This is a genomic window from Desulfovibrio litoralis DSM 11393 (assembly GCF_900143255.1).
GTDB lineage: Bacteria > Desulfobacterota > Desulfovibrionia > Desulfovibrionales > Desulfovibrionaceae > Frigididesulfovibrio_A > Frigididesulfovibrio_A litoralis.
Genome location: NZ_FRDI01000002.1, coordinates 352,830 through 376,018, shown reverse-complemented (window position 1 = coordinate 376,018; position 23,189 = coordinate 352,830). Strand labels below are relative to the sequence as shown.

Sequence of the window (23,189 nt, the reverse complement as noted above, 5' to 3'; positions counted from 1 at the left end):
AAGCTATGAGTGTTTTTTTGTTTTTTACGTTACAATTTTAAAAAAGTATATATTTTATAATGTCTGAATTTAAAAAGTTGAGTATTTATGCAATCAGTCAAATTTGATGATTTTTTTACAGGTAATGCTTTTATATATTTAGAAAAAAGTATTAAGCTTGCTGTTGAAGAAGATGGTGTTGATCTAGGGTCTTTTGCCTTATTTTCAAACTTATCTTCTTCTAATAAAAACACTAAAGAAACTAGAGTAAAAGCCATTATTAAAGCCAAAGAAGAAACTCCGGTTGTGGGCTTGGCGTTTATTCCTTTAATTATGAAGTCTGTACTCGACTATAATTTTAATTATGTGCATTCAGACAATATAAAAATAAATGATAGTTGCACTTTAGACCAAAGTTGGTCTTGGGAAGCTTTAGCCCAAGATGGAGATTTAGTAAAGAGCGGAACAATCGTTGCCACTTTAAGCGGTTCTGCTTCTCTCTTATTAAAAGCAGAAAGAGTAATCTTAAACTTCATAACACATTTATCAGGCATAGCCAAGCTGACTCGAACTTATGTAAAAGAATTGGAAGGGGGTTCTACTGTTTTGTTAGATACGCGAAAAACCCTCCCCGGCTTGCGTTATCCTGAAAAATATGCCGTTTTGATGGGCGGAGCAAAAAATCATCGTAAAAACCTTGAAGAAATGTTAATGCTCAAAGATAATCATATTGATGCGGTTGGAAGTATCACAAAAGCCGTTGAAATACTGCGTAATACTTATGCGAAAAACTGTCCTCCTATTGAAGTAGAATGTCGCACGCTTGACGAAGTCAAAGAAGCGGTAGCTCTTAAGGTTGAACGTATCATGCTTGACAATATGCTCAACGCCCCACCTTTTAACGAAAACTCTTTTGATTTATTGACTCAGGCTTTAAAGCTTATTCCGGAAAATATAGAAAGCGAAATCAGCGGTGGAATAAACTTAGACAGCCTTAAATTTATCGCCAAATTGAAACCGGCTCCAAACTTTGTGTCTGTGGGTCGCCTGACCCACTCAGCATCGGCATCTGATTTTAGCATGGTAATTGACTTTAACAAATAAGCATTTTTGAGCACAATTTTACTTTTTAACTTTCAAGCAGGTATTATGAGTCATACAAAAGTAATAGAACAAGTTATCGCAAATATGGGCATGGTAGTTTTACTTCAACGTAAGCCTATGGACTATGTTCTTTTAGGAACAATACCTGAATTTTACTTACAAATTTTTTCTCATAACGGAAAAGACGCCTCTCAAAGACCTTGGGAATTTTCAAAAACTTTTGCTTATTTTATGGAAGATGTAGAATATTTTTTTAATAGTTCTGACCTTGAACCAATCCAAGAATCAGATAACAATATTCAATCAAATATTTGGACAGAAACGGGATATGACGGAAAAGAATATACTCTTTTTGCAATAGGAGAAATTCAAGGCGAAAATAAAGTTATTATTATAAGATGGTTAGACTCTAACTTTATTAAACGAATAGAAATATTACAAGCCGCCAAACAAGAACTTTTAAAAACAAATGTGAATTATTTAGAAATAGAAACATTACCACGCAACGTTAAAAAAGACGCCGTATTTAAAAGCTATACCAACGCTCAACTTTATGCTTTGGTGCATGGTTTAATTCATTCTCATAAAGTCAATAAGCTGTTTTTATCTTTATTGTTTGTTGAACTTGTAAATTTGGAAGAAATAAACGAAAGAATAGGACATTACGCCGGCGATATTACTTTGTTGAGAATTCATACGGCACTACAAAATCAACTTAGAGAAGAAGACATTTTGATTCGCTACGGTTCTTCTACTTTTGCGATTTTAACTATTAGTCCTTCCGCAACCAACACTCAATTACTGGCAGACAAATTATTTGCAATTGTCAACAGTCATTATTTTAAAGATATGGGGGAAGTAAAAGTGGCAATTGGCTTTTCTCACTTTGAAGAAAGCGATAACACCCAAACTTTTATAACAAAAGCCGAACAACATTTAACTCATATGAAAGAAATAGGTGTTGTTAATCTAAAAGGGAAATAACACACCATAACTATTATATATAAATAATATGCTCTTAATCAGTTAATAATTAAGGCAATAACCCCGCACTGTGTAAGCCTTGATATAAAATAATCCCTGCTGAGTTAGCCAAATTCAAGCTACGAACTTCGCCCCAAATAGGAATACGCACTCTGTGTTCCGAACACTCCAAGACATATTCAGGTAGCCCTTGAGTTTCGCAACCAAAAACCAAAGCATCATCGGCTTCAAACTTAAACTCATGTAACGCTTGCCCTCTGCGTGCAGAACTTAAAACCAAACGATTCGGCATATTTTCACGATATTCCTGCCACGAATTCCAGATTTTAAGTTCAACATGCTTCCAATAATCAAGCCCGGCTCGTTTTAAATAGCGGTCTTCAAGGCTAAAACCCAAAGGCTTAATTAAGTGTAAGGGCGTTTTAGTCGCCGCACAAAGACGGGCAATATTCCCGGTATTTGGCGGAATTTCAGGTTCAACAAGTACTATATGCATAATTTATTTATATTATTTAATTAATTATAATGAATAATAAAGCTTTGAGACTATTGCACAATAGACTCAAAGTGGCTTTTGTGACTTAAGACGTTTTATGCTATGTGCATACAGAGCATAAAACGATGATAAAAGTACGCAAAACAAAGTTTTGCAATGGTCTTACTTTGATTAAAGCAGTTCAATATCCCAGTTAAAGCTACTGGTACGCTGAACTTCAAGCTCTTTTGGTATATTTTCTTCAAAATGCACAAAGAAACTATAACCGGCTTTTTCCAGTTCATTGCGTTTCTCTGTTAAGTCTAAAGGCCAAGCGGGATAAATCCAAGTATTTTCGCCATAACGTCTAGACCAAAAAGCTTCTTTTTTCGGGCTAGCAAACAATTCGCCAGCTTTTAAAGGGTCAAGCGTATGTCGACTAATTCCCATAGGGAAAAATCCACTTAAGACAATACCCAAAGGTAAAGGGCTTTGATGTGGCAGGCTTAAAACATCTTCTTGAGCGAGTTCCGGGCTAATAACAGCCCTTTCAAAGCCAAGATCCGCCATACTCTGCAACGAAAAAGCATTCGCAAGATTAACAAACGGTCCAAGACTTAAAGACAAGCCTTCTGGCTTTGCATCACCAGTCGGGAAAAACGCCCGTTGCCACTGGCTGTTACAGACAAAGTGTCTCGCACCCGAGCGTATCGCATTAGAGATAAGCAAAGCCCAGCGATCTTCTTCGTTTGGCCAAATTACAGGTGGCAACCACCAAGAAATACGCCCAAACAAAGTACGAGACAATTCTTGTAAAGGTTTAGGGCCAAGCCATAAACCCATAAAACTATTAGAACGCAACGCTCTTCTTGTTGCTTTTCCTTGCGGAATATTCGCTTGGAGGTAAATTTCATAACGTTTTTCAGATCTGGCTACGCTAGGCATATCGAGTCTAAAATCAACGTCTTCCGGGGCTTCGCCTTTAAACTTATCGAGCTTAATATTCCAATCTTTTAAAAGGGCCATTAACTCTGGCTCTTTTCTATCAATTAAAAAGACAGGCGTACCATTTTTCGGCCATTTATGACGTGGAATAGTAAAAGTTAAAGTTCCACCTTTTGGCAAAACTTTACTGACTGATTGAGTTGCGTGCCAAGGTTCATCTTCATAACCTATGCGTAAATAATCTTGAGGAATCAAGTTAAAACGAGGGCTTAAAATAAAACGAGCAACTTTAATATCTTGAGGACGTTCGCCTTTTTTAAGCTTACCTTTTTTAAACTGTGTTTGACTTGGGTCATCTTCCATTTTTAAACGCCCACAAAATAAGCCGGAACTAGTTTGTTCCGCTCCAACTTGAGTATGCGTTGGGTTGCGAGTTGGGTCAAGTTGTCCTTGGGGTAAAAATCTGGCTTTAGTTGTTTGTCTGCCTAATGCCATAGATAAAATTGCTTCCGCTTCTTTACGAGCTTGGGGGTCATCAGGGTTATCTCTGAGCATTTTATAGGCGGTTACCACATAAAATACATAGTGAGGTCCTTTTTTACGCCCTTCTATTTTCCAAGAAGAAAGCTGAGGTATATCTAATAAAGTTTTGGTTAGAGGCCCAAGCGAAAGGTCAAAGCAGGAGAAGAAACGCCCTTCTTTACCTTTTTGTTTATATACACGGCGACAAGGCTGGACACAACGCCCTCTTAAGCCACTTTTTCCGCCCATGTAGCTAGACCACCAACAACGCCCTGAGACACACCAACATAAAGCACCATGCACAAAAAATTCTAACTCAAGGTCGCTAGGACAAGCCGCCGCAACGGTTTTAACCTCATCAATAGAAAGTTCACGAGGTAAAATAACCCTGCTTGCTCCCATGTTTTGGGCGATTGCTAAAGCTTTTGTGTGGGTAACGTTGGCAATAGTAGAAAAATGTAATTCTCCGCTATATCCGGCTTGGCGAGCGATTAAGCCCACGCCGGGGTCTTGAATGATTAAAGCATCAGGTAAACACTCAGGCGAAAAACGAGCTATACGAGCGAGTAAACGCCCGGCGGGTAAAGGGTCGCTTGGTTTTAATAAGGTATTGAGGGCGATATAAACACGGCGATTCTCGCTATGGGCTAACTCGGTTAAACGAGAAAGCTCAGTTAAAGAAAAGTTTTGTGCCTGCATTCTGGCAGAAAAGTGTTTTAAGCCTAGATAAATAGCGTCAGCACCAGCGGCCATAGCCGCTAAAAAAGCCGGTGTATCTCCGGCAGGTGCAAGGATTTCTGGTTTTGAATTTATTAACATAAAGGTATTATAGGTATGAGTTGGAAATTTGGCAAGGGATAGATTGGGGTTTGGGGGGGGGATATTTATGTTAGGGGGGATTTTTGAATGAAAATAGCTAGATACGAGTCTTTTGCTTTAAAAAATAATACACCATTTGAAAAAATTATTGAAAGTGCAGCCGATCAAGGTCATACTTTCATTGATTTGTCAAACTATGATGTACTGTCTTTAACCGATAGCATGATTGAAGAATTACAAGAAAATGGTTATGCTGTGCATCATCAAACAATCAGTTGGTAGTATTATCAGCCTTAATCATTCCATTTTCTAACATTACTTAGAAAAACAGCATTTTATATAAATATTTTTGTTTGTATAACGTGCTGTTTTTTTAATAATCATTAAATTTAAACCCCAACACTCCCACGAAATTAATTTTACTGGTCGTCTCCGACGGGCACGGGGAAAATGTTTTCCCCTTTGCATTCCCCACATAAGGGGCTAGTCGCCCCTTAACCCCACGACGCATCACGCATTCGTTGATGCCTATCGGCATCAAAAGTTTGAACGCACCATAGTCCCTTTTAACGGCAATTTATTACAATGGTTATTTTAAAAACTAATTATTTTCGGGATATTACAAGAAATATATCTTGATAATTGTACTCAGTTTTAAATATTATTCTGCACCTCTTCAACATTCGTAAGAGTTTTAAGAATAAAACGGACATTCGTAAGAATTTTAAAAACAAAACTGACATTCGTTAGAGTTTTAAGGATAAAGTGGGCTAAAGTAACAATTTTCAGAATAAAACGAATTAACGTAACAATTTGAAGAATAAAACAAACTAACCTAATAGTTTTACAATAAAATAAACTCGGCTTTTTACACAAACCAAAAAGTTCATATAAAAAGCCGAGTTACCTTAAAAAATAAGTTTATTAACTTATTGAGCTTTTTCGGTGGTTGCCATTCCCATTTCTAAACCTAAATCTTTCGCTGCTTTAATAGATAAAAATTCCATCATATTCATAGCCGCATTATTATTTTGCCCGGCTCCGCTGTTTCCTGTAACAATTTGCGGAGTCCAAGCACCACGATAATTCGCAATCGCATTGGAAAATCTATCTACGGCATATTTATAAGCATCAAGCTTTTGAGCTAAAGCACCATCAGCTTCCATAACCTTACGCTTATAAGTAGCATCAGCCTCGGCTCTAAGTAATTGTGCATCTTTATATAAACTTGCAGTAATTTTTTCTTGTTCCGCTACTTCACGTTTTTTATTCGCTTCAATATTAGCAACATCTTTATCTCGTTCCGCATCAATCTTTTGTACTAAAGCAATCTTGCGAGCAGTTTCGGTTTCTTCAGCGGTAATGGTTTTTGCCTTCCATTCTGCTGTTACTGCGTCTGACTTCCCTCTTTCTTCAGCTGTTCTTTTGTCTTGTTCGGCTTTTTTAGCGTTTAAGGTAGCGAGCTGAATATCAGAAGCCGCCGCAAACAAAGCATTGACACGTTCTTGAACTCGAGGAGAATAACTAATATTATTTGTAGTAAAGTTAGATAAAACCATTCCATATTTAGACAATACAGAGTCTTCTTGTCTGGCTAAACCATTTGGTGCTTTAGGGTCTCTAACTGGTTCAGCTTGTTTAATTATTTTTTCTTCGCCAGTAAATTCATCTTTTATACGCACATCTTTAGTTACAACATCATAAAGACCATAACGGGCTTGATCTTCTATAACTTTTGGTACATCAGCCCTACGACTCATAAAACTATCAATAGAAGACATTAGAGGACCAGACATATAAACAGAGCGTTCAACAGTCTTTTCAATTAAACCCTTTAAAACATTCTCATGCCCACTAAACATTTTATGTAAAATGATGATTTGATCTGTGGTTAAAGGATAATCATAACGAATAGAACCAGAAACCCAAGCCTCACCACCATCATTAAAAGTAATTTTTAATGAATTATCTAAATGAGGAACATAATCTTTTTCCTGACTGGGGTCATTAGGGTCAACTGGCTGATTAAACTCATAAACACCAGAACGAGGATAATAAGTAACTCGCCCAAAACCCTGCCATTTTATACCAGGTTCGGTATAAACAGTTAGCTCTCCTGAAACCGGAGATTGTATAACACAAATATTACCCGCAGCAACGTTTTCAAATAAATAAGTCGAAGACATTACCACCCCAATTAAAAAGGCAAATAAAATACCAATAGTGATTGTTTTTTGCATATTTTTATTTTTACTCCAAAATTTATTATAATGACCAAGTAGAGAGAAGTATCATGTTCGACAACAGAAAACAATACATTAAAAAACATAATAAAAAAGTATGTTTATTAAACTAATAATAATCTAATAAACATACTTTTTATATTAATCTTTAGTTAAAAATAACGTTCTACGCTTGTTTGTTTCTATTAAACAGTTTTGCAAAAAGCTCTTGCCTGCTTAAAGGGTTAACACCGCTCGCATCAGCTATGGCGTGAGACGTATATTTTTTAGGGTCATATTGGAACAGATAAAGCACCCTTACTGAACTTGGATCACCAATCACAGCATCAGGATAATCTTTTTTCACTTCTGCCAAGCGTTTGTTTGCCATTTCGGTAATTTCTTTTTCATCACCAAAATGCATACAACCTGTAGGACAGCTTAATACACAAGCAGGCAGAAGATTTTCTCTTACCCTGTCAATACACATATCACACTTTGAAGCACCTTTATTATCTTTTGCTTCACGTGGAATATCATAAGGGCAAGCACTGCGTACGCTTGCTCCGTCTGTATTTGCGATTAACGGAGTAAAAACGACTGCACCTGTGGCTTCGTCTTGAATAACAGCTCCCTCATCATCAAGGTTCGCCTGCCCCATACAAGGAGGTTCGTAACAATGACGACATTGTTCAGGAAAAAACACCCAGTCAAATTTATTGTTAAATTTACCTTCAATAAAATGAACTATTTTTAAGGTGTTATATGTTAAATCCGGTGGGTTTTGGTGAGTTCCGGTTTGTTTGGTCTCTTCAGCCGGTAGTTGTTTCCATTGTTTACAAGCAACCTGACAACCACGACAAGCGGTACATTTAGTTAAATCAACAAAAAATAGTTTTCCCATGATTCACTCCTTAGGCTTTCTCGACGTTAACCATAAACGCCTTGGTTTCAGGAATACCCGTATTTGGGTCGCCCACTGACGGAGTCAACAGGTTAACAGAATCGCCACCGTTTTTAGGGAAGATCCAACCAAAGTGCCAAGGAATACCAACAGTATGCAGAATTTGCCCTTGAACTTTTAAGGGTTTTATTCTCTCTGTTACTATGGCTATTGCCCAGACTTTGCCACGCGGGGAGCTGATGTTTACTTTATCGCCATTGTTTATCTTTTTCATCTTGGCAAATTCAGGACTCATTTCACAGAAGATTTGAGGCTCTGCTTCAAGCAACCAACCAACACGTCTGGTCATAAGACCGGTTTGCCAATGTTCCGTTACGCGATAAGTAGTACAGATTGTCGGATAGCGAGGATCGCAAACCTTTTTAGGTTTTTCACGCTCAATATAATAAGCAGTAGGACTACTTAATTGTTTAGAGAAGGTATTTTTAGGAACAGCACATTCCATGCTTTCATAATGTTCTGGGAAAGGACCATCTTCACGACCGGGACCAAATAAAGAACCAACTCCGTGAGTTTGCATAATAAACGGATGTTTAGCACCCGGATCTCCGCCACCGTCAACAACGTCGCCAACCCATTTTCCATCTTTCCAGATAATAACAGGTTTTTTAGGGTTAAAAGGTTGACCTTTTAAGTCAACAGACGCACGGTTATAAAGAACACGGCGGTTAAGAGGCCATGCCCAACTCCAATTTGGGAAAAGACCAATATTTGCCTGCATCTCAGTTTGATCTTTGCTACGACGTGCGGCCATATTACCGGCATCAGTAAAGCAACCGGTCATAACCCAACAACCGGAAGTTGTTGAACCATCAGCCTGCAGTAATGCAAAAGACGGAACTTGTTGACCGGCTTTATATTGTTTTCCTGCGATTTCAATATCTTTAGTAAAATAACCATTCATTATTTTGGCTACTTTTATAGGTGAAAACTCGTTATGTTCTTCCCATGATTCAATATCAAGCTTAAGAACAGGGTCAACAAACTTACCGCCCTCTTCTTTATAGAGCTTACGAATTTCTTTGGCAAGTTCTAACATAATATCGCCGTCCGGACGAGTTTGCGCATATGGTTTTGGACCACGATAACGCCACTGTACCCAACGACCTGAGTTAACAACAGAGCCTTCTTTTTCAATAGAAACAGCACACGGCAAGAGGAAAACTTCTGTTTTAATTTTAGACGGATCTTGTCCCGGTCCCTTCCAAAATGAACTGGTTTCATTTTCAAAAAGGTTTACGTTAACAAGCCAGTCAAGCTTACCTAAAGCAATACGGTTTTTACCTGCGTTTGCACCGGAACAGGCAGGGTTCATACCCCAAGCAAACAGGCCTTTAAATCCGTTATTGTACATTCTTTCAAAAAGAGCCAACCAGAAATATTCTGTATCTTTTTTATCCGCATCAAGCTTTGGCAACCAGTTGTAAGCAGCCGCCGGATCTTCGGAAGGATACATTGACTTAATAAGACTTGCCATATATTTAGGCGTATTGCTCCACCAGTTAACACTTTGTGGGTCTTTGCTAACGGGAGTACGAGCTTTATTATATGCTTCAAGGCTAACCATAGTTGACTTTGGAACAGACAAATAAGCAGGCAAGTTAGTAGCAAGCAAGCCTTGGTCGGTTGAACCTTGTACGTTAGATTCACCGCGTAGGGCGTTAATTCCACCACCGGCTACACCAATATTACCAAGTAATAATTGGACAATAGCCATAGTACGAATGTTTTGTACGCCAACGCTTTTTTGAGTCCAACCCATAGCATACATAACAGTTCCTGCTTTATCAGGTTGTCCTGTAGCACCAAACGTTTTATAAACTTTTTCTAAATCTGCTTTAGAAGTACCGGTGGTACTGCTAACGGCATCAAGTGTATAACGTTTAAAATGTTCTCTCATTAAATTCCAAACACAACGTGGGTTTTTAAGCGTTAGATCACGCATTGGAACGCCGTTTGTGTCCATTTCATAAGCCCAAGTAGACTTATCATAACGACGAGTCTTAGGGTCAAAACCAGAGAACAAACCGTCTTTAAAGCTATATTTTTTACCTACGATAAAACTGGCATTAGTATAGTTAAGAACATAATCTTTAAAATAAAGATTATTATCAGCTATATATTTAATCATACCACCTAAAAATGCGATATCGGTACCAACTCGCAAAGCAGTATGGAAATCACATTTTGCACTAGTACGAGTAAAGCGTGGGTCAACGTGAATGATCTTCGCCCCTCTTTCTTGTGCTTTCATTACCCATTTAAAAGAAATTGGGTGGTTTTCTGCTGGGTTTGAACCCATAATTAATACGCAATCACTGTTTGCTATATCATTCCAGTGATTTGTCATTGCCCCACGTCCGAACGACTCTGCCAGAGCCGGTACAGTTGCGCTGTGTCAGATACGGGCTTGGTGTTCGATATAAACCAAGCCTAAGGAGCGTAAAAATGATTGATAAGCCCAACACTCTTCGTTATCAAGTGCGGCAGAACCTAAAGATGCGATAGCTTCGGTTCGGTTAACAACTTCGCCTTTTGCATTTTTTTCGGCAAAGCTTTCATCACGGGTCTTTTTCACCTTTTTAGCGATTTCGTTAAGAGCCCAATCCCATTCAACTTCTTTCCACTCATCACTGAATGCTGCACGGTACAAAGGTTTTTTTGTACGCATATCGTTTTCTGCCAACTGCCAAACAGCGGCACCTTTAGCACACAAAGCACCTTCGTTGATAGGGTGATCTGGGTCGCCCTCTACATTAATAGTTCTGCCGTTGCCATCTTCCGCCGTATTGACGATAAGACCACAACCAACGGCACAATAGCAACAAACACTAGTGGTTGCCTTACTGCCTTTTAATTTAAACTGCTCAATCTTCGCCTCTGTCTGCGCCATGGAAATGCCTAAACCGCCAAAAGCAGTATAAGCAATTGTACCGGCAGACAGTTGAAGAAACAATCTTCTGGAAACTGCCATAAAAGACTCCTCGCGTTTGACAAGCCAATCTTAAGTAATTCGGCAAAACATGCGTTATTAAAATAAAAATGGCTCATTACTTGTTATATTCACAAAAAAGAATATATAAAAAAATTAAACACGCCACTATTTCTTAAAATCATTATTACATAAACTAAAGATTTTGACAAGCCATAAGTAAAAAGCTATTCTAAAAAAAGATCATACAAAACAAATTAGTATTATAAATAAACAAAGCTCACTCAAGTTGTAAGATTAATTTGCAAAAAGTATATACTCCAACGCCTTATAAAATATAGGAGAACATTATGGGTTTTACTGCCTCAAGCACAGGCTTTAGCCGACTAAAAATCACAGAAGAAGTATCAAACGAAAAACTAAGCCAAATACCTGAGCTTTTAATTCAACACTCTTTTAAAGATATAGATGAAATTGCTGTTGAACGGTCTTTTGGTTGGGTTAATTTTGATGATATGCTTGATACAAGCTGGCAAGAAAGCCCTCCGGAAAAAGCACATTATTTTTGCTTCTCTTTGCGTATAGATACAAGACGTATCCCCGCCGGAGTAATGAAAAAACACCTTATGCTTGCCTTAAAAGAAGAAGAACAAAGAAATAAAGAACAAGGGCGAAAGTTTATCTCGCGTGAAAGAAAAAAAGAGTTAAAAGAACAAGTCCACTTACGCTTAATGAGCCGTTTTTTACCGATTCCCGCAGAGTTTAACATTATCTGGAACACAGAAAAAAACATGATTTATCTTGCCTCAACTCAAGAAAAAATTATCGACTTGTTTATGGAATATTTTACAAAGTCATTTAATCTTCACTTGGAACTTTTAACTCCTTATTCCTTGGCTGCCCACCTACTCGGCGATACTGCACTAAATTCTTTGGATTATTTAAGCGCAAGCTCTTTTGCCTAATAAAAACAATAAAACTTTTCACAAACAGAGATAGATATGAGCAATAGCGATTACCTCGGACAAAGCACAGACCTTATTTTAGGACAAGAATTTCTTACTTGGCTTTGGTTTAAAACAGACACAAACAACGTTTTTGATGCACCGGCCTCAAAAGGTTTTGACGGTGGTGCGTTTATTATTAATGTTGGTCAAAGACTGGTCGTTGAAGGAGGAGAAGGCGAAGCCAGAGAAACCGCCAGCGTATCCGGGGCGGCGTCTCCTTTAAAAGAAGCACGTCTTGGTTTAGCCACAGGGAAAAAAGTTACCAAAGCTTTAATTTCAATAGAACGCATAGAAGAAGCATGGCAACTTACTTTAAAAGCTAACGATTTCAGCATAAACTCACTCAAAACACCAACAATAGACAAAAGCGATAAAGATGATGACGCTGATGCCATTTTTTTAGAAAAAATCTATTTAATCGAAACCTGTACAAATGCTTTGGATTATATTTATAAAGAGTTCTTACAGTTACGCCTTTCCGAACAATGGACCGAAGAAAACCTTAAAATTCGTAACTGGATCAAAGCAAGACCAGATGCCTAGATGCTTAGATGCCTAGATGCTTAAACGTTTAGAAAAAATCATCTCTAACGTTTTCTAAGACCTTTAAATAATATAAACGTAACCTTACCAAAAAACAAACAACTTGCCTCTCGCAAAATAATGAAAAAATATTATATTATCTTTATATGCCTATTTAGCCTTTTGGGCTGTTTAAAAGAAGAACAAAACCCCAATCAAGAGCTTTCTGATGCACAACAGGCCCTCACCGAAAAAGACTATATCGAAGCCGAAAAATGTTTCGATCGTTACCTTAGGCATTATCCCGACGGAACAAAACGCTGGGAAGCTTGGAACAGTTTATTGGATTTAACAATCGATATAAAACAAGATGAAAGGCTGGCTATTGAAATACTTGAAACCATGTTGGTCGAGTTTGAAGAAAACCCAAAAAAATCTAGAATAATTATCTTAAAACTCGGCGAAAAATACCATGAGTTAAGAAAGTGGGAAGATTCGGCAAGAGTTTGGGTTAAAATATTAAAAGATCACGGAGCAAGCTCAGAAGAAAAAGCCCTCGCCTACAGACGCCTATCAACAGCTTATCTAAGACGCTTAGAGTTTGAACCAGCAAGAGAAGCTTTAAAATACTGTTTAAACCTTAATGTCAGCGATGAAACAAAAAGTTTATGCCTTTATGAATTGGCAGATGCCTTAATGATCATGGAAGAGTTACCCGAAGCGGAAACAACGCTTGAAAAACTACTTGGGGAAAAAAGTGTTTCAGAACAAACAAGAGTAATGGCAACCTTTATGTTAGCAGACGTAGCAGAGCAACTTGGCAAAAACGAAAAAGCACAAAAACTTTTCCACTCAATACTTGATTTATATCCAAACAAAAAAGTAGTCGAAATAAGACTGCAAAACAACACACCCCAAAAACCGCCATTACCACAACAACCTTCAAATAAAAACAAAAGACAAAATAATCGAGCTTTTTAATTTTATAGAAATAATCTCGGATAAACTTGCTATTTTTCAAGCTATGTTTTAGGTTGAAATTTAAGTATATCATTATTATTTATGACATAAGAAATAAACCCTTAGTTGTATGGAGTAAACAATGTTGAATGCAAAAGATTGTACGGTTTTTAGCGGTGGTGCAAGCGGAACAGAAGATTTTTTTGGACGTTTGGCTGAAGAATACGGAATAAACGAAGTAAACTACAGTTTTGACGGACATCAATCAGAACGTACCAGAGGGGTTAAAGTTTTAAGCTCAGAAGAGTTAACGCTAAAAGACGTTAGCCTAACTTATGTATCTAAACTTATGAACAGAGAATATACACAAGCTCCGCTTTTCAGAAAACTGTTGCAATCAATTTGTTGGCAAATTTCAAGCGGACATGAAGTTTTTGTTGTTGGAACTATTTTAGACGATCTGACTGTAAAAGGCGGAACAGGTTGGGGTGCTGAATATGCAAAAATATGCAATAAACCCCTATTCGTTTTTGACCAAGACAAAAATGGTTGGTTTAACTGGCAAAAAGAAGCTTGGTTTAGTATAGATCCACCTAAAATTCAACACAAAGAATTTACGGCAACCGGAACACGCTTTTTAAATGATGCCGGAAAAAACGCTATTAAAGAACTTTTTTCACGCTCTTTCAAAAAATAACCTTACAACAATTTTCTGAATAAAACCCAAATAAATCGCAAACTAAAGCCATTGCACAATATTTTTTATTTTGTGATGGTTTTAGTTCTTTATATCTCGAGACAAAAATGCAAGAAACAGTATCAAAAGCCAACCCCCCTCTTTCTTCTCGCCTTCCTTGGCTTGCCGCCTTTGGTTCTTTTTTTATTTGGGGGGCGTTGCCTATTTATTGGCATGCTCTAGATACTGTTAACTCGCTTGAAATTTTGGCTCATCGTATTTTTTGGTCTTTTATATTTTTATTTTTTATTTTATTGTGGCGAAAAGAAGTAAAAAAAAGCTATGCCTTGCTGAAAAACAATATGATTTTGTTATCGGTCTTTACTAGCGGGGGGCTTTTAACCTTTAACTGGTTGTTATATATTTGGGCGGTTACCCACAATCAAATTATTGATGCCAGCCTTGGATATTTTATAACCCCTTTAATTAACGTTGTTCTTGGTGTTATCTTTTTTAAAAACAAGTTGAATAGAGTGCAATCTTTTGCTATTGTTATTGCCGCTTGTGGGGTGTTTTATCAACTATACGCTCAAGGAACAATACCGATTGTCGGATTATCTTTAGCTATTTCTTTCAGTTTTTACGGAATGATGAGAAAAAAAGTTGCCGTAGAGTCATTACCCGGCTTGTTTTTAGAAACAACAATATTTGCAATTCCTGCATTTTTATGGTTAATATTTCTGCAAATAAAAGGTAGTGCCACTTTTTTTCATGTTCCCTCTTCCATCCACCTTTTGTTAATATTTAGCGGAGTAATAACCTCTGTTCCATTACTTATGTATGCTTACGCCGCAAGACAAATGTCGTTTGTATCTTTGGGGCTAATTCAATATGTAACCCCAAGTCTCGCCTTTTTAGTCGGTTTTTTTATCTTTAAAGAAACGTTCAATATTCATATGGCAATTACCTTTTTATGTATCTGGACAGCCCTTGCTATATATACCGCTGATTCATTATATACATTTAAAAGAAGACTTGTTATAAATAAAATTATATCTTAACAAAACAATATTTCGGATTTTATCAATGAAAAAACTGTTAATAGGCTCTGTTCAACGCACAATATTAGTAATATTACTTATTGCTATTCTGCCGTCTTTGCTTATTATTTTATACTCAGGGATTAACCGAAACCTTTCTTTTACTCAAAGAACGCAACAACAAGCCCAAGCTCAATTAGCAAACATCAGTGAACAAATAGAAAAACGTTTTCGAACAACTTACAACATGCTCGAAGCCCTATCGAAAATTCAAAATGTACAAAAATTAAAGACACAAAACCTTGATATAATTTTTAAAAAGATAATAGAAAACAACTCTAACTTTCAAGATATTTTTTTATTAAATACTAATGGAAAAGTACTAAGTTCAGGTACAAAACAAACACAGCTTGTTCCGGAAGATTTTTCCCTGATCCACAAAGCACTTTCTTCAAACTCACCGGTTACCGGAAATTTTATAGAGAGAAACCAGATAAAACAAAAAGTTTTATTGTCGCTATATCCCGTATTATCAGAAAATCAAGAAACAATCGCCATATTGGGTGCTTTTACGGCATTAGATACAAAGCTAAGATATCTATCACTAGGTAACGATCAAAATAATCAAGAAACAAACACGCTTGCCACAACGAACAGCACACTATTAGAAGACGAAAAAATACAGCAAAACGTATTCTCTTTAAGGATAACGGATAGTACGGGTGCTGTGATCATCTCAAAAAACACAAAAAACAAGATTGAACCGGGAGAAAGAATTGATAGAGAAGAGCTTGAAATATTAAAGCGTACCCAAAAAGATGCAAGCGTCTATTACTTAATGAAAAACCAAAAAAAACAATTTGTTACTTATAAAAATTTAACAACTCGAGGCGGAAACGAACCTTACTTATATATACTTATTGGAATAGCCAATAATGCCTCTTATAATCAAGCAAAGAAAAACTTTACCGAAGAATTATTGTTCTTTGGAATTGCAACGCTTATAGCTGTTTGTATCGGGCTTTTGGGAGCATACAAACTAATTATGCACCCTCTATACTCCGTATTAAAATTAGCGAAAAATATTCACAACGGTATTTACAACCAAGAAACAGACAAAAATGATTATGTCAAAAATGAAGTCGGCGAACTTGAAAATACTTTTAATTCCTTAAGTACTTACCTAAATATTCAACATAAAGCACTAAAAGAAGCCAGAGTACAATCAGAAAACGCATCTCAAACAAAAAGTGAATTTCTCGCCAATATGAGCCATGAAATTCGTACGCCAATGAATGCTATCATCGGCATGGCATACCTTACTTTAAAAACAGATTTAACCCCTCGACAACACAGTTATATTCAAAAAATATACCTTGCCGGAACCTCATTATTAAGCTTGATTAACGATATACTTGATTTAGCTAAAATAGAGGCAGGCAAGCTTAACGTTGAAAAAATAGCCTTTAATCTAAAAAATATTATTGATAAAGCAACCGAAGAAAGTGCAAAATTGGCACGAGACAAAGGTCTTTCCTTTACCTGTAATATTCCAACCAACGTACCCTCAACTCTAATCGGCGACCCAACAAGAATGCAACAAGTTTTATCTGGTTTGTGTTCAAACGCCGTTAAGTTTACCCATAAAGGAAATATCACTGTAACTTGTCGCTTAATAGAGAGAATTGATGATATTGCTCTTTTAAGCCTTGAGGTTAAAGATAGTGGCGTTGGTTTACCTGAAAGCGTAAAAAACTTTTTCTTAGACAATCAAAACGACCAAGTAAACACCGGCTCAGACAATATGTGTCTTGGAATAGCGGTTATGAAACGCTTAATTGCACTAATGGGCGGAGAACTTCATATCAACAACACCCCCAAAGGCACGCATATTCAAATTTGGCTAAGTCTTGGAATAGCCGAAAACACGCTTACATCAGACGCCACGCCTGCTTCTTACAAAGGAATAAAAGCCCTTGTTATTGAACCTGATGCTACCGATGCAAACGCCCTACAAATTAGATTAAAAGATCTGCAAATTCAATATAAGCTAACCGCAAATCCAGACGAAATCGCAGATATTTTCTTACAAAATACCGTCGGAAAAGAATCGGAATATAAACTGTTGTTTATTGCCAATCGCCTTGAAAATAAAGGTTGTTATCAGGCAATAGAAAACTTTTTGGAAAAAATTAAAGGGTTCAACATACCGAAAATAGTCCTGCTTAACCAAGAAGCAAAAAAAACACATATTGAGCATGTTGATGAAAGAAAATTAATAGACGGAATATTGCAAAAACCGGTTACACATCAAGCGTTAAACGAACTTTTGAATATCTTGTTTCCAAATTATTCAAAACAGATATCCCTCGCCAATACTAACACAAACCCAACGCTAATCAATAATTCTGACGAAAACTTACTTAGAAATATTAAAATTCTGTTGGCCGAAGATAATAAGGTCAACCAAGAAATCGCTCGAGACTTACTTGAAAATGTGGGTGCTATTGTTGATATAGCTCCAAACGGTAAAGCTTGTTTAGACAGCTTATCAATACAAAGCCCTAGCTATTATGATATAGTCTTAATGGATATTCAAATGCCCATTATGAACGGTTATGAAGCCGCAACTCAAATAAGAACACAAAAACAATTCAATAAGTTGCCGATAATCGCAATGACAGCTCATACGTTAACCGACGAAAAGCAGAATATTTTCGATGCCGGAATGAACGACTATATTTCAAAACCAATTACCGTAGAAAATTTATATCAAAAAATATTGGAATGGACAAAACAGAAAACAAAAAAACCAATCTCGCAAGCTCCTCAAGTTTTAGCACAACATATAAAAAATAAGGTACACTTTTCCGAACAATCAATAAATATTTTGGTTCAACTTTTACAAGTCAAAAGCCTTGGTGCAAAAGAATTTTTCAATTACACCATACCTGATCTGATGATATTCGGAGAAAAAGAGACAAATCAAATTCAAGAGCTAATCACAAGTTCACGTTTTGACGAAGCCTTAACACACCTCGAAAAAATCTTAGCTAAAATTCAGCCTGATAAAAACGATCAAGCTATCTTTAGCAACTATGACGCACAAGCCAATAAAAACAATGACAAATCTCTTTCTCCGGAAGAGTTACAAAGCAAAATTCAACAACTTGAAAAACTGTTAACAGCACAAGACCTTGAAAGTATCTATCTTTTTGATGAAATTTACCCGACCTTACAACAAGATATTGATGAAGAAACGCTCATTGCAATAAAAAATAAACTGGCGGTCTTTAACTTTAATGATGCTTTAGCAATACTCAAAGAAAGCAATATACTTAAACAATAACAAAAAACTAAACTAAACTATACCGTTATTATAAACAAGTAACAGCTTGACCATTGGAATAACTCTTGATATAATATATATCATTATTATCAAAAATAAATATATCAATATTCCAAATATTTCGATTGCTATATATAATCATAATTTTTTACGAGGAAAAACATGAGAATTCTCATCGTTGATGATGACTTTACTAGCCGAAAAATATTACAAAAGATGCTTGCTCAATATGGTTCGGTTGATGTTGCAACAGACGGAGAAGAAGGCGTGGCGGCTTTTCACTCTGCACTTAAAGAAGGCGAAGCTTACGATTTGATCACTATGGACATTATTATGCCTAATATGGACGGTCAAAAATGCCTGCAAGAAATAAGACAAATAGAAAAAGAACGTGGTGTAGACCCAAAAGATGCTGTTAAAGTTATTATGGTTTCCGGGCTTTCAAATAACGAAGCTTTGCATGATGCCTTTTTCCTTGGAGCGGCAACAAGCTATATAACAAAACCAATTTCCAAAGAAGTATTGTTAAACGAAATGAGTTCGTTAGGTCTCGTATTGTCATAGAACTTAACTTTTATAAAAATTCAACTCAAAAATATCTATTAGATAAATCGTGGATAGATAAATCTTGGATAGATAAATCTTTTACAGGTAAATCTTAATAAATTTAGAGTTGAAAACCGATTAAATTCGGACACTATTTATGTCAACAAATAAAAAAAACAACAAAAACGATTTGAATAAGGGCGAGAAAATAAAAACTCTGCAAGACAACAGCGACAGCCCCGGGCTTGGGTCAGCAGTCAGAGGAATTTTAATTGGAACTTCGCTTGGTGCGTTTTCCGTTATTTTCGGTTTTTACGATAGTATGCCAAAGGCTATCGCACTAGGCAGTATTGGCGGTTTTTTGGCCGGAATTACTTTATCAAAAATACATCAACGCAAAAAGAAAAAATAAAAATTGAACAAAGTGTCTGCAGTACTGAGTAATTATCATAAAAATAAAAGCTATTTCTTATTTTATTCAAAAAAGGTCAATTGCCTAAAAAAATATTAATTATTCTTTAAGAGTTACCGATCAGTGGGCATTATACAAACAAACACAGCACTTATCTGGCAAAAGCGTTTATTATTGATACTAAAACCAATAAGTTTTATATATACTTTACTAATGCGTTTTCGTGCTTATTTATATCGAAATAACTTTATTACTTCCTATCAAGCCAAGTTACCTTGTATCTCTATAGGAAATATATCTTGGGGCGGTAGCGGTAAAACTCCGATTATCAGCTATTTATTAAATTTAACGAAATCAGACGGCCTCAATACAGTGGTTTTAACAAGAGGTTATGGATCTTTAGCCTGTAAACAAAAAAATCTCCCTTTACTCGTTGATCCATATTCAAATGCGGATCAAAGCGGAGATGAACCGCTAATGTTAGCCCTAAACCACGGGGAAGCAAAAATTGTTATTGATCCTAAGCGAGTGCGTGCGGTTAAGGCATTGGAACAAAAAACACTTTTAGCAGATTATAAACCTCAACTAATTTTACTTGATGACGGCTTTCAACATTTGGCTTTAAAAAGAACACTTGATTTACTGCTTTTAAAACTTGATGATTTTATGCCTGAATATTGGAACCAAGTGATTCCTTGCGGAACGTGGCGTGAGGATAAAACGGCTTTAAAACGTGCCTCTGCTTTTATGTCAAAGTTAAACAAACCGTTAACGCCTAAACTTTTCGAAATAATAAAAAAACGTTTAAGCCCCTTTAATAAACCGCTTTTTCCTTTTATCTTAAAAACAACAGGTATCTTCCCTATTTCAACCTTGTTTAATAAAAACAATAAATTATCTAACAACACCTTGTTTCAGAATGAAAACAAACAACCCTATTTGTTTGTTTCGGGAATCTCAAACCCAGAACAAGCACAACACTCTGTCTCAACATTTTTGGGGAATAATCCCACACAAACAAAATATTACCCGGATCATCACAACTTCAGCCAACTTGAACTTCAAGAATGGTTAAAGCCGAAACTCCCGATAATCTGCACGGAAAAGGACGCCGTCAAAATACACTCTATGACCAATCACTTTGAGAATATTTATTATTTAAAAGTTGAAGCTGAAATATCCGATTGTATTTTTACAGGTACAAACTTTAATACTTGGGTTAAAAAATATATTATAAATCAATAATTTAATAAGAAAGAAAATGAAAAGAATAAAAAAAAATATAAATACAGATACTATTCAGACTAATAAAGATCACGATTTCCAAGATGGAACTCTGCCTGATATTTTAGAATTGTTAAAAAAAGTCAATCGTCCGATAAAACTTGATGAAATTTTAAGTTTTGGACATATTTCTCGGAAACACAAAAGAAAATTACAAGATAAAATTGCAAGCCTGATTAAAGAAAAAAAAATTACGAATCTTACAGGCGGAAGCTATTATCCAACCAGTTTGCTCAATACTCAAACCGGAACTTTGCAAATACAACGCTCCGGCATAGGTTTTGTTTTGCCTGATGTTTTGGAGGGGCAAGAAAAACGCAGTGGCAAGAAAAACCCCGAAGATATTTTTATTCGACCTGATCATTTTGGTGATGCGTGGCACGGAGACCGTGTTGAAGTTATTATTTTTCCAAAACGTTTTGGAAAACGCCCCGAAGGACAAATCAATGCCATTATCGAACGGGGACGCAAAGAAATATTGGTAAAAATATTACAACGAGTCGAAAGCAAAGGGAAAAATATATATATGAGCGTTCCGCTTGACGAACGCTTGAATATTGCTATTTTGCTTGATTTTACAAGCTTTTTTGCAACTAATGCAGATAAAATAAAAAAAATAAAGCCCGAAATCCTTGTTTTAGCGAAACTGGGTGAACACTTAAAAGAAGAACACCCAAAACTCTGGACAGCCGAAGCTTTAGAAGTTTTAAACGAAGAAAACGATCTTAGAATCCAAGAGCGTTTGGTTAAAGCCAATCATAACATTCCAATCGAATTTCCCCAACCTGTTTTAGATGAAGCAGAATTATTGCCCAAAGAACCAAGCCAAAGCGAAATTAAAGAACGAGAAGACCTTCAATCTCTAGGCTTTGTAACTATTGACGGTGCTGATTCAAAAGATTTTGATGATGCCATCTTTATAGAAAAAACCAACAACGGCTTTTGTCTTCAAGTTGCTATCGCTGATGTGGCACACTATGTTAAACCCTCGTCTTTATTAGACAAGGAAGCCTTTGAAAGAGGAAACTCATATTATTTTCCACTTTCCGTAGAACCTATGTTGCCAGAAAAATTATCCAACGAACTTTGTAGCCTAAAACCACAAGTTCCACGTCTGGTAATGTATACAAAAATAATCTTTGATAAAAATGCCAATATTTTAAGCACTCACTTTGCCAACGCCACCATAAAAAGCAAAGCTCGCCTTACTTATGATCAAGTTTTTTCGGCTCTAGACGAGAACCAAGCTGATCATCAAATAAAAAAAGAAGAATTGGCAACACTGATGCCTATGTTATCTAGTGCCAAAGAGTTAGCCTTACTTTTAAGAGAAAAACGTAAAGAACGTGGCTCTCTTGACTTTGAAGTTCCTGAACCCAAGGCTGTTTTTAATGAAAAAGGTGAATTGATCGATTTAAGCAAACGCAGCCAAAACTTTGCTCACCAACTAATCGAAGAGTTTATGCTCGCAGCCAACGAAGCAGTAGCAAACTTTTTACACAAAAAAGATATTCCTGTTTTATTTCGTAACCACGCCGAGCCGGATATGGATAAACTCGATAGTCTCTTTAAGCTTATTGCCGGAACAAATTTGATTAACGACTTACCTGTTGGATTTTTTAAGAAGGCTGAAGCAAAAAGCATTGCTCCTTTATTGCGTCTGATTAAAAATACTACTCAAGAGTTTTTAATTGCACGTTTAACCCTACGAAGCATGATGCAAGCTCGTTACAGCCCCGAACTCGAAGGACATTTCGGTCTGGCATCAGCTTGTTATTGCCATTTTACTTCACCTATTCGTCGTTATGCCGACCTTTTGGTACATCGTAGTTTGAAATATGCGTTAAAAACCAGTGATGCACCAAAAAATACTTATGATTTTAAAGAGCTTGAAGCGATCTCAGACCAAATTAACAAAAGAGAACGCAGTGCCGTTGATGCGGAGCGAGAAATATTTAAACGCTTTGCGATTATTCTATTACAGGAAAAAATCGGTACAATATTTACGGCTATTGTTTCGGGAGTAACCGACTTTGGAATTTTTGTTGAGTTAAACGAAGTTGTTGCCGAAGGAATGATTCCTCTTAACTCACTGAAAGATGATTATTATGATTATATACAAGATCGAAGCGAACTTAGAGGCGTAAGAACAGGACGTATCTTTAAATTAGGGCAGGCCGTAAACGTTAAACTTATGGAAGTAAATTATGACAGGCTTGAGCTAACTTTTGCCCTTTTTGATGAAAACAACGAAAATAACGAAGTTCAAAGAAAACAAAAGAAACCCACAGAAAGAAATTTCGACAAAGAATCAAAAAAACCTTTAAAAAAAACATACCAACTAACTGAATATAAAGAGAAAAAAAATCCAAAATCTAAAAATAACACAGATACAAAAAAGCTTTCTAAAAACAAGAAAAAACGTTAAACTGACCCAATAAAGAGTT

18 protein-coding genes are annotated in these 23,189 nt (G+C 36.4%); 13 read left to right on the top strand and 5 right to left on the bottom strand.

Annotated elements, in window-relative coordinates:
* Nucleotides 1-87 precede the first annotated feature (87 nt).
* On the top strand, nucleotides 88-1,083 hold the full coding sequence (gene nadC, locus BT999_RS01560) for a carboxylating nicotinate-nucleotide diphosphorylase (protein WP_072695783.1): 996 nt from the start codon (nucleotides 88-90) through the stop codon (nucleotides 1,081-1,083).
* Nucleotides 1,084-1,128: 45 nt separating this feature from the next.
* Nucleotides 1,129-2,067: a GGDEF domain-containing protein gene (locus BT999_RS01555; protein WP_072695781.1), complete on the top strand. Its 939-nt coding sequence runs from the start codon at nucleotides 1,129-1,131 to the stop codon at nucleotides 2,065-2,067.
* A gap of 49 nt (nucleotides 2,068-2,116) precedes the next feature.
* Here the strand turns inward: BT999_RS01555 and BT999_RS01550 are convergent, their stop codons facing one another.
* Nucleotides 2,117-2,563 carry a tRNA (cytidine(34)-2'-O)-methyltransferase gene (locus tag BT999_RS01550; RefSeq protein ID WP_072695779.1) on the bottom strand — a complete coding sequence of 149 codons (447 nt, stop codon included), beginning with the start codon at nucleotides 2,561-2,563 and terminating at the stop codon, nucleotides 2,117-2,119.
* 171 nt (nucleotides 2,564-2,734) lie between these two features.
* A complete protein-coding gene (locus BT999_RS01545) occupies nucleotides 2,735-4,822 on the bottom strand; it encodes a peptidase U32 family protein (RefSeq protein ID WP_072696112.1) in 2,088 nt (695 codons plus the stop codon).
* Between the two features lie 93 nt (nucleotides 4,823-4,915).
* Here BT999_RS01545 and BT999_RS01540 point away from each other — a divergent pair, with 93 nt between their 5' ends.
* On the top strand, nucleotides 4,916-5,110 hold the full coding sequence (locus BT999_RS01540; protein WP_072695777.1) for a hypothetical protein: 195 nt from the start codon (nucleotides 4,916-4,918) through the stop codon (nucleotides 5,108-5,110).
* A gap of 647 nt (nucleotides 5,111-5,757) precedes the next feature.
* Here BT999_RS01540 and BT999_RS01535 read toward each other — a convergent pair.
* The 3 genes from BT999_RS01535 to fdnG all read right to left on the bottom strand — a co-directional run bounded on the left by BT999_RS01535 (nucleotide 5,758) and on the right by fdnG (nucleotide 10,988).
* Nucleotides 5,758-7,068, bottom strand: a complete 1,311-nt coding sequence (locus BT999_RS01535) for an SPFH domain-containing protein (RefSeq protein ID WP_072695775.1) — start codon at nucleotides 7,066-7,068, stop codon at nucleotides 5,758-5,760.
* A 169-nt stretch (nucleotides 7,069-7,237) separates the two neighbouring features.
* Nucleotides 7,238-7,954 (bottom strand): 4Fe-4S dicluster domain-containing protein, encoded by a 717-nt coding sequence (locus BT999_RS01530; RefSeq protein WP_072695774.1) that lies wholly within the window; start codon nucleotides 7,952-7,954, stop codon nucleotides 7,238-7,240.
* Between the two features lie 10 nt (nucleotides 7,955-7,964).
* Nucleotides 7,965-10,988 carry a formate dehydrogenase-N subunit alpha gene (gene fdnG, locus BT999_RS01525; RefSeq protein WP_084650538.1) on the bottom strand — a complete coding sequence of 1,008 codons (3,024 nt, stop codon included), beginning with the start codon at nucleotides 10,986-10,988 and terminating at the stop codon, nucleotides 7,965-7,967.
* 308 nt (nucleotides 10,989-11,296) lie between these two features.
* On the opposite strand from fdnG, the gene rdgC reads away from it, so the two are divergent.
* The 10 genes from rdgC to rnr all read left to right on the top strand — a co-directional run bounded on the left by rdgC (nucleotide 11,297) and on the right by rnr (nucleotide 23,170).
* Complete coding sequence (rdgC, locus tag BT999_RS01515; protein WP_072695768.1) at nucleotides 11,297-11,911, top strand: recombination-associated protein RdgC; 615 nt, start codon at nucleotides 11,297-11,299, stop codon at nucleotides 11,909-11,911.
* A gap of 36 nt (nucleotides 11,912-11,947) precedes the next feature.
* Complete coding sequence (locus tag BT999_RS01510) at nucleotides 11,948-12,496, top strand: hypothetical protein (protein WP_072695766.1); 549 nt, start codon at nucleotides 11,948-11,950, stop codon at nucleotides 12,494-12,496.
* 120 nt (nucleotides 12,497-12,616) lie between these two features.
* The gene (locus BT999_RS01505; RefSeq protein WP_072695764.1) at nucleotides 12,617-13,456 is read left to right on the top strand and encodes a tetratricopeptide repeat protein; all 840 of its coding nucleotides are present in this window, start codon (nucleotides 12,617-12,619) and stop codon (nucleotides 13,454-13,456) included.
* Between the two features lie 121 nt (nucleotides 13,457-13,577).
* On the top strand, nucleotides 13,578-14,132 hold the full coding sequence (locus BT999_RS01500) for a hypothetical protein (RefSeq protein ID WP_072695763.1): 555 nt from the start codon (nucleotides 13,578-13,580) through the stop codon (nucleotides 14,130-14,132).
* Nucleotides 14,133-14,239: 107 nt separating this feature from the next.
* Nucleotides 14,240-15,172 (top strand): EamA family transporter RarD, encoded by a 933-nt coding sequence (gene rarD / locus BT999_RS01495; RefSeq protein ID WP_072695761.1) that lies wholly within the window; start codon nucleotides 14,240-14,242, stop codon nucleotides 15,170-15,172.
* A gap of 25 nt (nucleotides 15,173-15,197) precedes the next feature.
* On the top strand, nucleotides 15,198-18,500 hold the full coding sequence (locus tag BT999_RS01490) for a hybrid sensor histidine kinase/response regulator (protein ID WP_072695759.1): 3,303 nt from the start codon (nucleotides 15,198-15,200) through the stop codon (nucleotides 18,498-18,500).
* Between the two features lie 162 nt (nucleotides 18,501-18,662).
* Entirely contained in the window at nucleotides 18,663-19,064 is a 402-nt protein-coding gene (locus BT999_RS01485; RefSeq protein ID WP_072695756.1) for a response regulator, read from the top strand.
* Between the two features lie 139 nt (nucleotides 19,065-19,203).
* Nucleotides 19,204-19,458 carry a hypothetical protein gene (locus BT999_RS01480; RefSeq protein ID WP_245790974.1) on the top strand — a complete coding sequence of 85 codons (255 nt, stop codon included), beginning with the start codon at nucleotides 19,204-19,206 and terminating at the stop codon, nucleotides 19,456-19,458.
* Nucleotides 19,459-19,581: 123 nt separating this feature from the next.
* Nucleotides 19,582-20,703, top strand: coding sequence for a tetraacyldisaccharide 4'-kinase (gene lpxK / locus BT999_RS01475; RefSeq protein ID WP_072695754.1), 1,122 nt, complete (start codon nucleotides 19,582-19,584; stop codon nucleotides 20,701-20,703).
* A gap of 16 nt (nucleotides 20,704-20,719) precedes the next feature.
* On the top strand, nucleotides 20,720-23,170 hold the full coding sequence (rnr, locus tag BT999_RS01470) for a ribonuclease R (protein WP_072695752.1): 2,451 nt from the start codon (nucleotides 20,720-20,722) through the stop codon (nucleotides 23,168-23,170).
* The last annotated feature ends 19 nt before the right edge of the window (nucleotides 23,171-23,189 follow it).